Annotated in this window: 13 protein-coding genes and 1 riboswitch; of the genes, 6 read left to right on the top strand and 7 right to left on the bottom strand. The window is 73.6% G+C overall.

Going from position 1 to position 13365, the window contains the following annotated elements; genetic code table 11:
- Nucleotides 1–156 precede the first annotated feature (156 nt).
- A complete protein-coding gene (locus tag LX15_RS22720; protein WP_253671665.1) occupies nucleotides 157–1773 on the bottom strand; it encodes a hypothetical protein in 1617 nt (538 codons plus the stop codon).
- A complete protein-coding gene (locus LX15_RS22715; RefSeq protein ID WP_372502778.1) occupies nucleotides 1758–2633 on the bottom strand; it encodes an ABC transporter ATP-binding protein in 876 nt (291 codons plus the stop codon). Before LX15_RS22715 ends, LX15_RS22720 begins: the two co-directional genes overlap by 16 nt.
- Nucleotides 2634–2746: 113 nt before the next feature.
- Between LX15_RS22715 and LX15_RS22710 the strand changes: the two genes are divergently transcribed.
- The gene (locus LX15_RS22710; RefSeq protein WP_253671664.1) at nucleotides 2747–3652 is read left to right on the top strand and encodes an SPFH domain-containing protein; all 906 of its coding nucleotides are present in this window, start codon (nucleotides 2747–2749) and stop codon (nucleotides 3650–3652) included.
- A gap of 7 nt (nucleotides 3653–3659) precedes the next feature.
- A complete protein-coding gene (locus LX15_RS22705) occupies nucleotides 3660–3893 on the top strand; it encodes a type II toxin-antitoxin system antitoxin (RefSeq protein ID WP_253671663.1) in 234 nt (77 codons plus the stop codon).
- A 113-nt stretch (nucleotides 3894–4006) separates the two neighbouring features.
- Here the strand turns inward: LX15_RS22705 and LX15_RS22700 are convergent, their stop codons facing one another.
- The 3 genes from LX15_RS22700 to LX15_RS22690 form a co-directional block, all read right to left on the bottom strand.
- A complete protein-coding gene (locus LX15_RS22700) occupies nucleotides 4007–4363 on the bottom strand; it encodes a hypothetical protein (protein ID WP_253671662.1) in 357 nt (118 codons plus the stop codon).
- Nucleotides 4364–4450: 87 nt separating this feature from the next.
- Nucleotides 4451–6151, bottom strand: coding sequence for a peptide-N4-asparagine amidase (locus tag LX15_RS22695; RefSeq protein ID WP_253671661.1), 1701 nt, complete (start codon nucleotides 6149–6151; stop codon nucleotides 4451–4453).
- A 111-nt stretch (nucleotides 6152–6262) separates the two neighbouring features.
- Entirely contained in the window at nucleotides 6263–7066 is an 804-nt protein-coding gene (locus LX15_RS22690; RefSeq protein ID WP_253671660.1) for a sulfite exporter TauE/SafE family protein, read from the bottom strand.
- 270 nt (nucleotides 7067–7336) lie between these two features.
- Between LX15_RS22690 and rpsT the strand changes: the two genes are divergently transcribed.
- Nucleotides 7337–7597, top strand: a complete 261-nt coding sequence (rpsT, locus tag LX15_RS22685; protein WP_253671659.1) for a 30S ribosomal protein S20 — start codon at nucleotides 7337–7339, stop codon at nucleotides 7595–7597.
- Nucleotides 7598–7727: 130 nt separating this feature from the next.
- Here the strand turns inward: rpsT and LX15_RS22680 are convergent, their stop codons facing one another.
- Nucleotides 7728–8240 (bottom strand): RNA polymerase sigma factor, encoded by a 513-nt coding sequence (locus LX15_RS22680; protein ID WP_301305091.1) that lies wholly within the window; start codon nucleotides 8238–8240, stop codon nucleotides 7728–7730.
- Nucleotides 8241–8574: 334 nt separating this feature from the next.
- Here LX15_RS22680 and LX15_RS22675 point away from each other — a divergent pair, with 334 nt between their 5' ends.
- A complete protein-coding gene (locus LX15_RS22675) occupies nucleotides 8575–9006 on the top strand; it encodes a subtilase-type protease inhibitor (RefSeq protein ID WP_253671657.1) in 432 nt (143 codons plus the stop codon).
- Nucleotides 9007–9620: 614 nt separating this feature from the next.
- On the opposite strand, the gene holA is transcribed toward LX15_RS22675, so the two are convergent.
- On the bottom strand, nucleotides 9621–10598 hold the full coding sequence (gene holA, locus LX15_RS22670) for a DNA polymerase III subunit delta (RefSeq protein ID WP_253671656.1): 978 nt from the start codon (nucleotides 10596–10598) through the stop codon (nucleotides 9621–9623).
- Nucleotides 10599–10710: 112 nt separating this feature from the next.
- A riboswitch (SAM riboswitch) is annotated at nucleotides 10711–10844 on the top strand.
- Between the two features lie 13 nt (nucleotides 10845–10857).
- Between holA and thrC the strand changes: the two genes are divergently transcribed.
- On the top strand, nucleotides 10858–12114 hold the full coding sequence (gene thrC, locus LX15_RS22665; protein WP_253671655.1) for a threonine synthase: 1257 nt from the start codon (nucleotides 10858–10860) through the stop codon (nucleotides 12112–12114).
- Nucleotides 12115–12461: 347 nt separating this feature from the next.
- Nucleotides 12462–13220 carry a DUF4328 domain-containing protein gene (locus tag LX15_RS22660; RefSeq protein ID WP_253671654.1) on the top strand — a complete coding sequence of 253 codons (759 nt, stop codon included), beginning with the start codon at nucleotides 12462–12464 and terminating at the stop codon, nucleotides 13218–13220.
- Nucleotides 13221–13365 lie beyond the last annotated feature (145 nt).

The following is a 13365-nucleotide window of genomic DNA, read 5'->3' as shown; positions in this document are numbered from 1 at the left end:
CTCGGTCCAGTCCTCCCGGCCCTGGTTGTGGGGGCTCGTGGCGGGCGGGAGCGGAACCCTAGGCGCTGTCGATCATCACCCTAACGCCGGAGACGGCGTGACGGCGGGATGGCCGCGTCACACCGTCTCCGACGCGGGCCGTCGGCCCGCCGGCGGTCAGCGGGACCGCACGGTCGCCAACAGCTCGGGTCCGCGCTCCTCCAGGCGCCGGATCGCGACCCGCCCGAAGCCCCACCCGGTCAGCAGGCCGACACCGACGCCGACCGGCACCGCCGCCCACCCGAGCACGGCGGAGTCGACGAGGGTGCCCGCCAGCACGAGCGCGATCTCCGGCAGCGCCACGACCAGCAACAACAGGCTGATCACGATCTGGAGCAGCCCCTTGGAGCAGCCCGGCATGCCCCCGGCGGCGAACGGGTTGGACCGCTGCGTGGGGACCGGGTAGGCGGCGAACACCGACAGCACCATGACCACACCGGAGGCGCCGCCGAGCAGGGCGGGAACCAGGGACAGCAGCCACGGGTAGGCGTCGGTCCTGCCGGTCAGCGCGGGCAGCGCGAGCGAGGCCACCACCGCCACCGGCGCGACGTAGGCCAGCCACCCGAGCTGGCGGCCCCGCACGTCGGCCCGCACACCGTCGGGCTGCACGAGCGTGTGCCACAGGGCCGTGCCGTCGAAGCCGTAGAGGTTCCCGGAGTTCATGCAGGACAGCAGGATGACCAACAGCGGACCGTAGGCGAGCATCCCGAACCCGCCGAGGCCCCGGTCGTCCCCGAGCACCGCCGGCAGGACCGGCAGGACCAGCCCGAGCACCAGCCCCGGGATCAGGACGGACCGGCGCCGGGTGTCCCGCCACCAGGTCCGCACCTCCTTGACGGCGACCGCGCCCACGGGCGTCGCCGGCACCAGCGCCGACAGGGACCGCCCGGCGCGGCCGGCCCGTCCCGCCCGCGTCGGCGTGCTCGCCGACGGCGGTGTGGTCATCCGTCGCACCAGCAGCACCGACCACGCCCACGCGAGCAGCGCGACGAGCAGCGCCAGACCGACGAGCGCGCCGACGGCGAGCAGCCAGTTCGACCGGGCGGCGGCCTCCACGGCCACCGGCGCCCAGCCGGACGGCAGCGCCCGCAACACGGTGACGAAACCCGGTGAGCGGCGCTCGACGAGGATCGGGGCGAGCGCGCTGAACGCGTACTGGGCCGGCGCGATCATCAGGGCCGCGCCCGTGGCCAACAGCACCCCGAGGTCGCGGCCGCGCCGCGAACGCAGGACCGCCCCCAGCGCGCCGACCACCACGCGGGACAACGCCACCACCAACGCGAGCTGCAACGGCACGCCCACCAGGGCGACCAGGAACGGTCCGACGCCGAGCGTCGCACCCCGCACCGCCAGGCCGGAGAAGGCGACCAGGCTCACCAGGGGCGGCACGCCGACGGCGGCGGAGACCAGCAGCCCGGAGGCCAGCCGACGCGGGCCGACCGGCAGCAGCCGGAAGTGCTCGGGTTGCAGGGTCTCGTCGCTGCCGGCGACGACCACCGGACCGGCGACCCAGCCCAGCGTCCAGACCCCGAGCAGCGCGGCGGCCACGTCGGTGCCGATCGTGAGCTGGTCCTCGGCCGGGACGCCCGGCAGGCCGACGGCCAGCGCGAACGCGGTGAACAGGCCGCCCCCGACCCCGAAGAGCGCGCCGACCACGAACGGCCCCGCCCTGGTCGCCCCCCGCAGCGAGTGCCGCAGCAGGCGCAGGCGCATGCGGATCAGGACGCCAACCACGACAACCCCTCCGCGCCCCCGGTCCGACCGCCGACGAGGTGGACGAACGCCTCCTCCAGGCTCCCGGTGCCCCGCACCAGCTCCAGCGGGCCGCTGGCCGCCACCCGGCCGGCGGCGATCACCGCCACGTGGTCGCACATCTGCTCGACCAGCGTCATGACGTGGCTGGAGAGCACGACCGCGCCGCCGGCGTCCACGAACCGCCGCAGGATCGTGCGGATGGTCGTGGCGGAGACCGGGTCGACCGCCTCGAAGGGCTCGTCGAGCACGAGCAGCCTCGGCGCGTGCAGCAACGCCGTGGCCAGCCCGATCTTCTTGCGCATGCCCGCCGAGTAGTCGACCACGAGCGTGCGCTCGGCGTCGGCCAGCTCCAGCACGGCGAGCAGCTCCTCGACCCTGCGGACGACGGTGTCGGCCGGCAGGCCGCGCAGCAGTCCCATGTAGGTGAGCAGCTCGCGCCCGGTCAGCCGCTCCGGCAGGGCCATGCCGTCCGGCAGGACCCCGACCAGCTCCTTGGCCCGCGCCGGGTCCTCCCACACGTCCACGCCCAGGATGTGGGCGCGCCCGGCGTCCGGGCGCAGCAGGCCGACCGCCATCGACAACGTCGTGGTCTTGCCCGCGCCGTTCGGCCCGACCAGCCCGAAGAACGACCCCCTCGGCACGGACAGCGTCACGCGGTCCACCGCCGTCCGGCCGTCGAACGCCTTGACCAGGCCGGACAGGTGCAGCGCCGGGGTGCTCCCGCCGCGTTCGCCGCGGCCCCGTCCCGCCTCCGGCGCCACGGCGCCCGCCGTGCCCGTGGTGCCCGTGGTGCCCGCCGCGAAGTCCGCCGGCACGGGTCCCTCCCGCGTCACGTCCACGCGTCCTCCCCTCGTCACCGGTCGACGCCCTCGCCGCCCGGCGAAAAAAGTGATATCACTTTGCTAGGTGGTCGGGCAACGACGGACCACCCGGAGCGAGGAGGACGAGGGCGATGACGGACACGAGGGCGGGCGTGGCCGCACCGGACCGCGACGCGGTGCGGGAGCGGCCGGCGTTCGCGCCGAACGGCCTGGTCGGCGGCGGGCTCGGGCTCGCGATGGTGCTCGGCGGGCCGGTCGCGGGCACGGTGATCCAACCGGAGGAGATCGCGGCGGTCCTCACCGTGCTGCTGGTCCTCGCCGGACTGATCACCCTGCGCGGCCTGGTCACGGTCTCCCCCGGCCAGGCCAAGGTCCTCCAGTTCCTCGGCCGCTACGTCGGCACCCTGCGCAGGGCCGGGCTGTACTGGGTGAACCCGCTGACCACCAGGAAGTCCGTCTCGACCAGGATCCGCAACCACGAGAGCGCGGTGCTGAAGGTCAACGACGCCGACGGCAACCCGATCGAGATCGCGGCGGTGGTCGTCTGGCAGGTGGAGGACACCGCCCAGGCCGTCTTCGACGTGGACGACTTCGTGACCTTCGTCCAGGTGCAGACCGAGACCGCGGTGCGGCACATCGCCAACAGCTACCCCTACGACGCCCACGGCGCCGACGACCTGTCGCTGCGGGAGAACGCCGTGGAGATCACCGAGCGGCTGTCCGCCGAGATCGCCGACCGGGTCGCGGCCGCGGGCGTGCGGGTGATCGAGTCGCGGATCACGCACCTGGCCTACGCTCCCGAGATCGCGCAGGTGATGTTGCAGCGCCAGCAGGCCAGCGCGGTGGTGGCGGCGAGGGCGCGCATCGTCGAGGGCGCGGTGGGCATGGTCGAGATGGCGCTCGACCGCCTGGCCGAGCGCGACGTCGTGGACCTGGACGAGGAGCGGAAGGCGGCGATGGTGAGCAACCTGCTCGTGGTCCTGTGCGGCGACCGGTCGACGCAGCCGGTGGTCAACACGGGGTCCCTCTACCACTGACGTCGGCGTGGTCGAGCGCAAGAGCTTCCTGCTCCGCCTGGACCCGGCGGTCCACGACGCGTTGGCCCGCTGGGCGGCGGACGAGCTGAGGAGCACCAACGCCCAGGTCGAGTTCCTGCTGCGCCGGGCACTGGCGGAGGCGGGCCGGCTCCCGGCCGACGCCGGTCGCCCGCCCCGCCGGGGCCGGCCCCGCAAGCGCCCCCAGGACCCGGATCCTCCCGAGCCCGATGCCCCGCCCTGAGGCGGGGCGAGCGAACGGGTGGGCGGCCCGCTCGCGTCGAGCGTGCCGCCCACCCGTTTCCCGTTCCCGGCGGTTCTCCGGTTCGGGATCAGGTCCCTGGCGGGGGTTCGGGATCAGGCCCCTGGCGGGCCGGCCTCCGTCGCGCTGCCGGCAGCACCGGACAGCGCGCCGGCGGCCCCGCGCACCACGCGGATGGTCCCGAGCGTCACCAGCGAGAACAGGACCAGGTCCAGCACGGCGACCAGCGGCCCGCCGTACCGCAACTCCGCGTCGCCCCACCGCAGGCTCAACTGGCGCAGGTCCTCCTGACCCAGCGCCGACGCGAGCCGCCCGGTGAGCGCGCTCAGGACCAGCGCCTCCAGCAGCCCCGCGACGAGGACACCCAGCGCCGCCCCCAGGAGCAGCTCCCCGAGCCCGGAGCCCGACGCGCGCCCCACCGCCCGCGCCGCCCTGTCCGCCTCAGTCGTCACCACGTCTCCCACACCACCACGAGAGGTCATCAAGTGATCACGAGGAGTATGTGATCATCGGGAGTCGCGGCGACAGCTCGCGCGGGGTCATTCCCGCCACCGTCCCTGGCAATCCGCCGTCCGAAGGATCTCGGAGACCACCCATCCGTGCCGCGTGCCCAGGGTGTGGTCCCGGCACCGGCCGGCGTCGTCCAGCCCCCGCCACCGCTGCGTGCTGGACCCGTCGGCGTAGGTGAGCGCGCCGTCGGTCCGGCCGAACCCGCCGGCCGTGGTCATCCGGTCGTCGCTGAACGCGACCGTGCGCGTGGGCCGCTCGCGTCCCACGGACGTGCGCATCACTCGACCGAGCTGGACGCGACCGTCGATCCGGTAGTTGTTCGCGTCGGTCTGGTGCGTGGTCGACTCGACGTCCAACGCGTGCTCGAAGCCGTCGCGCCGCACCGAGGGCGGTCCCTGGCGCCCGCGCTCCCGTTCCTCGGCGGCCCCGCTGACGCGGTGGCGCGTGGTCTGCTTCCGCGCGGCGTCGCGCAGTTCCGTCGTGTTGTCGAACGTCCACTCCCCCGACGCGCTCACGGTCACCTCGCCGGCGGACGTGCGCACCACCCCTTCGGTGCGCCACCGTCGCTCCGCGTGCGTGGTGACCCGGACGTCCAGCCCGTCGCCGGTGCTGCGCGTCACGGGCGCGGCGTCCGGCACGTCGACCACCCGGGGCTCCCCGGTCACGCGCCTCACGGCGGGGTCGGTGGTGGCGAACAGGGTGCCGCCCAGCGTCCACGCGTCCACGATCCCCACCGGCGGCACCAGCTCGACGGTGTGCGGACGACCGTCGGTCATGAGCCCGACGAAGGGAGTCAGGTCCACGCGGTACGGCAACGTCACGATCGCGTCGACGGCCGAGATCGGCCGCCACAACATGGGAGCGACCCCACCGGTGTAGATCACGGGGTAGGGCGCGACGACACCGGCGGGACGGCCGTCGACCCGGACCGTCACCTCACGGTAGGTCCCACCGCCGCACAGGCCCGCGTCCGGATGCGCCCTGGCCAACTCGGTGGGGACGTTGGACCACCAGAACTCCTCGCAGCCGCCGCCGCGCGCGTAGACGTCGGCGGTCAGCCGCGCGGTGTTCGCCGGCACCACGACCTGGGTGGCGTGCGTCTGGCCGGCGGTGACCGCCCGCCAGCCCGGCTGCCTGGGGTCGGCGCTCAGCGGGACCACGACGTCGGCCTGACTGGGCGCGGGATGCCGCTCGTCGACGCCGTAGTACGTGATGGTGACCTCGATGTCGTACGCGCCCGTGTAGGTGTCGTTGACGATGTTGCCGAGGTCGACCACCAGCGGTTGCGGCTCCCTCAACAAGGGCGCGAACGGCGTGATGTCCCGGTCGAAGTGCCAGGTGATGCCGGAGGGATCGGGCTCGGGAGTGGAGGTGCGGAGCACCTCGGCGCCCCCGATCCACAACCCGGCGAGCCGGTCGTACTGCCGGCCCCTGCTGCGGCCCGTCCAGTCGAGCACCACCTTCGACCAGGGGCCTGGGCAGTCGGGCGGCGGCGTGAGCGTCCCGACGTAGGGCCTGCCGTAGGAGTTGGCGAACGTGTGCCGCATCGCGGTGACGGCGCACGACCGGGTCGGCGGGCGGGACACGGGCGGCAACGCCTGCACCGGGTCCTGGTAGTCGGTCACGACGCGGTCGGCCGACGGCGGCACGGGCTCGTCGGCGGCCGCCGGTCCGGCCAGGAGGCCGAGCCCGGTGGCGGCGGCGAGGAGGGCGATCCACGAGCGGCGCACGTCGCCGGACGCTAGCCGGGGCGGGCGGTCCGCCACACCCGCCGAACGACCCTTGATCGAACGAGCGCCGCGGGCACGGCGTGCCCCGGACCGCGCCCCTCGCCCTCCCGGTCAGGCGCCGACCGCGAACTTCCAGCCGATGGTGACGACCAGCGCCGTCACGACGCCCAGGAACACCCGGCGCACGAACGCCGAGCCCCGGTTGACCGCCACCGAGGCGCCGATCACCGCGCCCGCGAGGTTGCACGCGGCCATGGTCAGCCCGAGCCCCCACAGCACCTTGCCCGCCGGCACGAAGTACACCAGGGCGCCCAGGTTCGTGGCGATGTTGACGATCTTCGCCGTGGCCGAGGCCCGCAGGAACGCGAAGCCGAGCAGGCCCACCAGCATGAACACCAGGAACGACCCGGTGCCGGGGCCGGTCATCCCGTCGTAGAAGCCCATGACCGCGCCGCCGAGCACCATCAGGGCCAGCTCCTGCGGCCGACCGAAGCGGGAGTGCTCGTGCGCGCCCAGTTCGCGCCGGCGCCAGGTGTAGTAGCCCACGCCCACCATGGCGACCAGCACGACCCCGTTGAGCACCCCCGGGGCGAGGCGGTCGGCCACCCTCGCCCCGCCGATGGCGCCGGCGAGCGCGGCGGCGGCCATCAGCAGGGCGGAACGCCACTCGATCCGGGTGCTCCGCGCGTACGTCCGCAGCGCCGCCGTGGTGCCGACCATGCTCGCGACCTTGTTCGTCGCGAGCGAGTAGATGGTGTGCCCGCCGGGGGAGAGCAGCATCAACGCCGGGAGCTGGATCAGGCCGCCACCGCCGACCACCGCGTCCACCGTGCCGGCGGCGAACGCCGCCACGCAGAGGAACAGCAACCCCACCAGCGACACGTCGGCGAATCCTGGCCACCCCAGCGAGGTCATCACGCGGGAAACCTTATGGGACGAACGTCACGCCCGAACCTTCCGATGACCCAGCTCACTCCCGCCGCCCCGGCCCGCCCCTGGTCCCGTCCGCCCGGCCGAGCGCGAGGCCACCCGATCGGCGCTGCTAGGATGGTCAGCCGTGCCGTGCGGCATTCCGCCGTGGAGGAAACCCCCCGGGGGACGTCGCCGATCCCGTCGACGTCGTCGCCCCGAGGGCGCCGAACCAGCGCGGCACGATCCGAACCGAACGAGACCAAGGGGCTTCGCGTGGCCAACATCAAGTCGCAGGTGAAGCGCAACCGCCAGAACGAGGAGCGGCGTCTGCGCAACAAGTCCGTCAAGTCGGCGGTGAAGACCGCGATCCGCAAGTTCCGCGAGGCCGCCGAGGCCGGGGACAAGGACAAGGCCCTCGAGCTGCTGCGCGAGGCCGGCAAGAAGCTGGACAAGGCCGCCAGCAAGGGTGTCATCCACCCGAACCAGGCCGCCAACAAGAAGTCGGCGCTGGCCCAGCGCGCGAACAAGCTCTGAGCGAGCAGCTCGCCGCGAACACGACGACGGCGCCGCCCTCTCCGGGGCGGCGCCGTCGTCGTCTCACGCAGGGGAAGGTGTCGAGGCGTCCGCGCGCCCGGCCCGTGGCGCGGACGGACGCCGCCAGTCGCTAGCTGACCCGCCGGACCCGGCGGCGGGCCCGGCACCGGGCCCGGCTCGCCGCCGACTCGCTGGCCCTGGTGGTGATCCCCAGCTCCCTGGCGATCTCCCGGTGCCCTTGCCCGCTGGCCAGGGAGAGCAGGATCCGCCGCTCCCTGTTGCTCATCGGACCGCAGCGGCGCAGCAGCCACCGGGCCTCGGCCCGGTCGCTGACCAACTCCGCCGGGTCCTCGACGTCGCACGGCAGCAGCCGGGGGTGCTCGCCCAACTGGCGGGCGACGCTGCGCCGTCGGAAGCGGTCCACGCACAACCTGCGGACCACCGCGACGAGGAACGGCCGCATCCGGTTCCGGTCCAACCTCGGGAATTCCGCCGCCCGCACCAACGCGTCATGGACGACGTCCTCCGCCTCGTACCCGCTGCCGCAGTAGTGGGTCGCCATTTGGACCAAGAGCGGACGCAGTTCCACGCAGGCCTGCCAAAAACTGGCTTCCGCACTCCGTGCCGAAGCACCCTCACGCATGTCCATCCCCTGTTTCAGTGAAGTTAAACGCGACGCGACCCGCTGGCCCGGGTCCCGCCGGCGCCCATGACCACGCCGGCCACGAACAGCCAGCATTGCCCCCTCATTGCACAGAGTGCAACTCGGCGACGGCAAGTGGTAGTTGCGACCGAAAGCAATCTCCACAAACAGGTGATTGAGATCCGAACTGGTTGACCCGCGCCGGAACACCTCCGTAGACCTCGCTATGAGAATGCTCACCGCGAGTGGGACGCCAGCCGGCCCGTATTACGGGTGGAGGCGCTCACGAGGCGCCCCGTCTCCCGGTAGGTCAAACCGTTTCCGGAAAGGAACCATGATGGTGAGAAACCGGCTTGTCGGATTCGCGCTCGCCGCCGGTGGCGCCCTGGTGTGCGCCGGCCTGGCGGCGCCCGCCCACGCCGCGGCGCCGGACCCCGCCACCCAACCCATGGTGCCGGCCTCCACCCTGGTGCTGAGCGCGAACCCCGGCGAGCAACCCTCGCCCTTCGCCAAGCACGTGGTGCTCACCTGCGAGCCGGCCGGCGGCACCCACCCGGACCCCGGCCAGGCCTGCGGCCAACTCGCCGAGGCCAACGGCGACTTCACCGCGCTGAAGACCCGCACCGACCAGGCGTGCACCTTCATCTACGCCCCGGTCACGGTGACCGCGACCGGCTACTGGCGCGGGCAGAAGGTCTCCTACCAGGAGACCTTCCCGAACGACTGCGTGCTCAGCGCGACGACCGGACCGGTCTTCCGCTTCTGACGGGTCCGCATCGACCACCATCCGGTGGCGCTGCCCCGACTCGCCGCCCGGGGCAGCGCCACCTCCCGTCGTCGCACCCTTTCCGCCCGCCTTCCCGGGACCGATCGCGGTCGCCGCCCTGCGATGCCCTCCGTGACCACCCAACGCAGGACACGCACCCGATTGGCGGAACAGCGCCCTCCTTTTCAGCGCAATGATCCGCCCATTCGGCTCCAGAGTGAAGCAGGGGTCACACAGAAAGCGGAAAGGGCACCGCCTCACACCGACGAGAAAGCACGGCCCACCGAAAGACCTGACGCGACTCCGCGCCCCACCCGAAATCCCCACCCAGATCCATCAGGTCAGGGGACTTGCTCCCCCACCCTCCCCACCCCCACCATGAAATTTGGGGGTTCCCCCCGACATAACAGCGTTTTGGGCGTACGCGTCACCAAGGCCGCCGCTTCGGCGGGCACATCTCGCCATTTCGACGTCTTCCGGTGCGCTTCCCGCGTGGATCCCCCGAATGGCGGCACACGCCGGGGGCGTGCATGACCGGAATCACCCTCGGCCCGCCCCGCCGCGTGACCGGTTCCGGCCGACCACCGCGAGCTGAGCGCGGGCCGGACCCCGGGTCAGGACCGCTGACGGGCGTCGATGATCCGCATCACGGCGCGCTCCAGCGCGTAGTCGGGATCGGCCGCCGCGCCCTTCACGTCGGCGTTGAGGTCGGCGACCAGGCCCATGGCCGTCGCCAGGCCCTCCGGCGTCCACCCCCGGGACTGCGCCTGCGCCTTCTTCACCTTCCACGGCGGCATGCCCAGCTCACTGGCCAGGCGGAACGGGTCGGCCCGCCCCACGGCCGCGACCCGCGCGACAGTCCGCACCGCGTCGGCCAACGCGTCGGCGACGAGGACGTGCGCGACGCCGAGGTGCATCGCCCACCGCAACGCCTCCAGCGCCCCGGCGCGGTCGCCGGTCACGGCCTTCTCCGCGACGGCGAACCCGGTGACCTCGGCCCGGCCCCGGTGGTACCGGCGCACCGCCGCCTCGTCGATCCGCCCGTCGGTGTCGGCCACCAACTGGCTGGCCGCCGCCGCCAGCTCCCGCAGGTCCGAGCCGACCGCCTCGATCAGGGCGGCCACCCCGCCGGCGTCGATCCGACCGCCGGCCCTGCGGACCTCGTCCTTGACGAACGCCTCGCGCTCCGCCGGCTTGGTGATCTTCGAGCACTGGGTCACCCTGGCCCCGGCCTTGCGCAGCGCCTCGACCAGGTCCTTGCCCGGCTTGCGCCCCCCGCCGTTGTGCAGCACCACCAGGCTCACGCCCTCGGCCGGCTGCCGCGCGTAGGACACGACCGCCTCGGCGATCTCCTTGCCCGCCTCCTGCGCCGCGTCCAGCACGATCACCCGGCCCTCGGCGAACAACGACGGGCTCAGCATCTCGGCCAGCTCGGGCGGGGACAGCTCGGTGACCCGCACCCGGCGCAGCTCCGCCGTCGGGTCGGCCAGCCGCGCCGCCTCCAGCGCGCCCCGCACCGCCCGTTCGGCCAGGAGCTCCTCCTCGCCGAGCACCAGGTGCAGCGGGTCGGGCGTCACGGCGGGCGAACTCACCCCCGCATCCTCCCACGCGACCCCGACCACGCTGGGCCCTCCCGCGATGTGGACGAGTCGGTGGCCGGTGATCGGGCGCTGTCGTAGCGTGAGCGCCACAACCGAACATGGCAGCTCATCCAGAGGGGCAGAGGGATTCGGCCCGAAGAAGCCCCGGCAACCAGCGCCGGTCGTCGCGACCACCGCGAGGCCCACCGGCGTCCACGGTGCCAATTCCGGCCCGCCACCGCGCGGGGAAGATGAGGAGAGAGACCTCGCGATGACGACCTCCGTCGGTACGCCCCCCACCCTCGACCTCGGCCCGGCCGTCGGCCTGTCCTGTCGCGAGTGCGGACACCAGGTCCCGCTCGCCGCCGAGTTCGCCTGCGCCGAGTGCTTCGGCCCGCTCGAGGTGGCCTACGAGTTCGGCGCGGTGCGCAGGGAGGACATCGAGTCCGGCCCCCGGTCGATCTGGCGCTACCGCCGGCTGCTGCCCGTCCCGTCCGACGTCGACCGGCACCCCAACACCGACCCCGGCTGCACCCGCCTGGTGCGTGCCGACCGCCTGGCCGCCGAACTGGGCGTGCGCAGCCTGTGGATCAAGGACGACACCGGCAACCCCACCCACTCCTTCAAGGACCGCGTGGTGGCCGTCGCCCTCGCCGCGGCCCGCACGCTCGGCTTCACCGTGCTGGCCTGCCCGTCGACCGGGAACCTGGCCAACGCGGTGGCCGCCGCCGCGGCCCGCGCCGGCTGGGAGTCGGTCGTGCTCATCCCGTCCAGCCTGGAACGCGCCAAGGTGCTCACCACCGCCGTCTACGAGGGCGCGCTGATCGCCGTGGACGGCACCTACGACGACGTCAACCGCCTGGCGACCGAGCTGGCCGCCGAGCACGAGGACTGGGCGTTCGTGAACGTCAACGTGCGCCCCTACTACGCGGAGGGGTCCAAGACCCTCGGCTTCGAGGTCGCCGAACAGCTCGGCTGGCGGCTGCCCGGGCAGGTCGTGGTCCCGGTCGCGTCCGGCTCCCAGCTCACCAAGGTCGACAAGGCGTTCCGCGAACTCGGCCAACTCGGCCTGGTCGAACCCACCCCGTACCGGGTGTTCGGCGCGCAGGCCACCGGGTGCGCGCCCGTCTCGGCCGCGTTCAAGGCGGGCCAGGACGTCGTGGCCCCGGTGCGGCCCAGCACCATCGCCCGCTCGCTCGCGATCGGCGCGCCGGCCGACGGCCCCTACGTGCTCGACACGGTGCGGCGCACCGGCGGCGCGGTCGAGGACGTCACGGACGAGGAGGTCGTCGACGGCATCCGGCTGCTGGCCCGCACCGAGGGCATCTTCGCCGAGACCGCCGGCGGCGTCACGGTGGCGACCGCCAAGAAGCTGATCGAGACCGGCCAGCTCGACCCGGACGCGGAGACCGTGCTGCTCATCACGGGCGACGGCCTGAAGACCCTGGACGCGGTCGCCGACCAGGTCGGCCCCCGCGCGACCGTGCCGCCCTCCGCGGCGGCGGTGCGTGCCGCGCTGACCTCCTGATCCCTCCCTGGCCCGCGCCGGCCGTCGACGTGGACGGCGGCCGGCGCGGGCGTTCTCCCGCCCCACCCGTCCGACGGGAACGCGTCCCTCCGGTGTCCTCCGCGCCGCGTGGTTCGGACCACTCCACCTAGGATTTCCGAGCGTTTCCCCTCACTCGGATCCGGGAGTACGTCATGGTCTGCGCCCTCTGCGGGACACCCCTGTCTCCGCACACCACGACGTGTGAAGGGTGCGGCACGACCAACGCCGGACCGGCGCCGGGCGTGGCGGTGCCGCCCGCGTCCGTGCCACCCGCCCCCGCAGCGGCCGCCGCGCCCGTGCCCGCGGCCGCGCCCATGCCGCCGGCCGTGTCCGTGCCGACGGCTGCGCCCGAGGCCGCCCCTCCGATCGGCGGCCTCCCCTCCGTCCCCCAGCTCGGCGCGCTCGGCGGCACCCCGCCGGCGCCGCTGCTCCCCATCCGCGGTCTCGCCATCGCGGTGATCTCCCTGCTGGGTGTCTGGGTGGTCGTGACGCTGGGCCTGATGGCCGTCAACATCCACCGCATCTGGTTGATCAGCCGGCTGTTCGACGCCGACGCCGCGGTGGACATCGACGGGCTCGACACCAACGACACGCTGCACGTCGCGGCCACGATCCTCCAGTTCATGGCGCTCGTCGCCACGGCGGTGGTCTTCATCGTCTGGATGTTCCGCGCCAGGGACAACGCCGAGGCCACCGTCCCCGCCCCGCACCGCCTCGGCCGCCCGTGGCTGGTCCTGGGCTGGGGCGTCCCCGTGGTCAACCTCTGGTTCCCCAAGCGGATCATGGACGACATCTGGCGCGCCAGCCACCCCAGCACCCCGGCCGGCTCCCGCGACCTCGACGTCACCGCCCGCCCCGCCCTGGGCTACGCCTGGTGGGCGGCCTGGCTCACCCAGCTCCTCCTCGACCGCGTGGTGAGCCACCTCCTCCGCTCGGACTCCCTCGACGACATCCGCCTGGCGGCGGTCGTCGACGCCAACTCCGCCCCGATCGGCATCGCGGCCGCCGTCCTCGTCTCCCTCCTCGTCTGGCGCACCAGCGACTTCCAGGAACGCCGCCGAGCCCGCATCCTCGGCCTGTCCTGACCCACCTCGCCCTCCAACACCCTCCGTCACCACCTCCCCGTCAACCACCCCTCCGAGCGACAACCCCAGCCTGGGCCCCCCCCCCCCCCCCCCCCCCCCCCCCCCCCCCCCCCCGTGAGTGTTGGTTTTGGGGCGCGTGGCCGCC

Origin of the sequence: Streptoalloteichus tenebrarius (genome assembly GCF_024171885.1) — a bacterium.
Lineage (GTDB): Bacteria > Actinomycetota > Actinomycetes > Mycobacteriales > Pseudonocardiaceae > Streptoalloteichus > Streptoalloteichus tenebrarius.
Note: the sequence above shows the minus strand (reverse complement) of the source record. Positions and strands in the feature narration are given on the sequence as shown.

Coding starts and splice junctions, on each gene's coding strand:
- LX15_RS22710 (WP_253671664.1), top strand. CDS start 2,747: ATGACGGACACGAGGGCGGGCGTGGCCGCACCGGACCGCGACGCGGTG.
- LX15_RS22690 (WP_253671660.1), bottom strand. CDS start 7,066: ATGACCTCGCTGGGGTGGCCAGGATTCGCCGACGTGTCGCTGGTGGGG.
- LX15_RS22680 (WP_301305091.1), bottom strand. CDS start 8,240: ATGCGTGAGGGTGCTTCGGCACGGAGTGCGGAAGCCAGTTTTTGGCAG.
- LX15_RS22675 (WP_253671657.1), top strand. CDS start 8,575: ATGATGGTGAGAAACCGGCTTGTCGGATTCGCGCTCGCCGCCGGTGGC.
- thrC (WP_253671655.1), top strand. CDS start 10,858: ATGACGACCTCCGTCGGTACGCCCCCCACCCTCGACCTCGGCCCGGCC.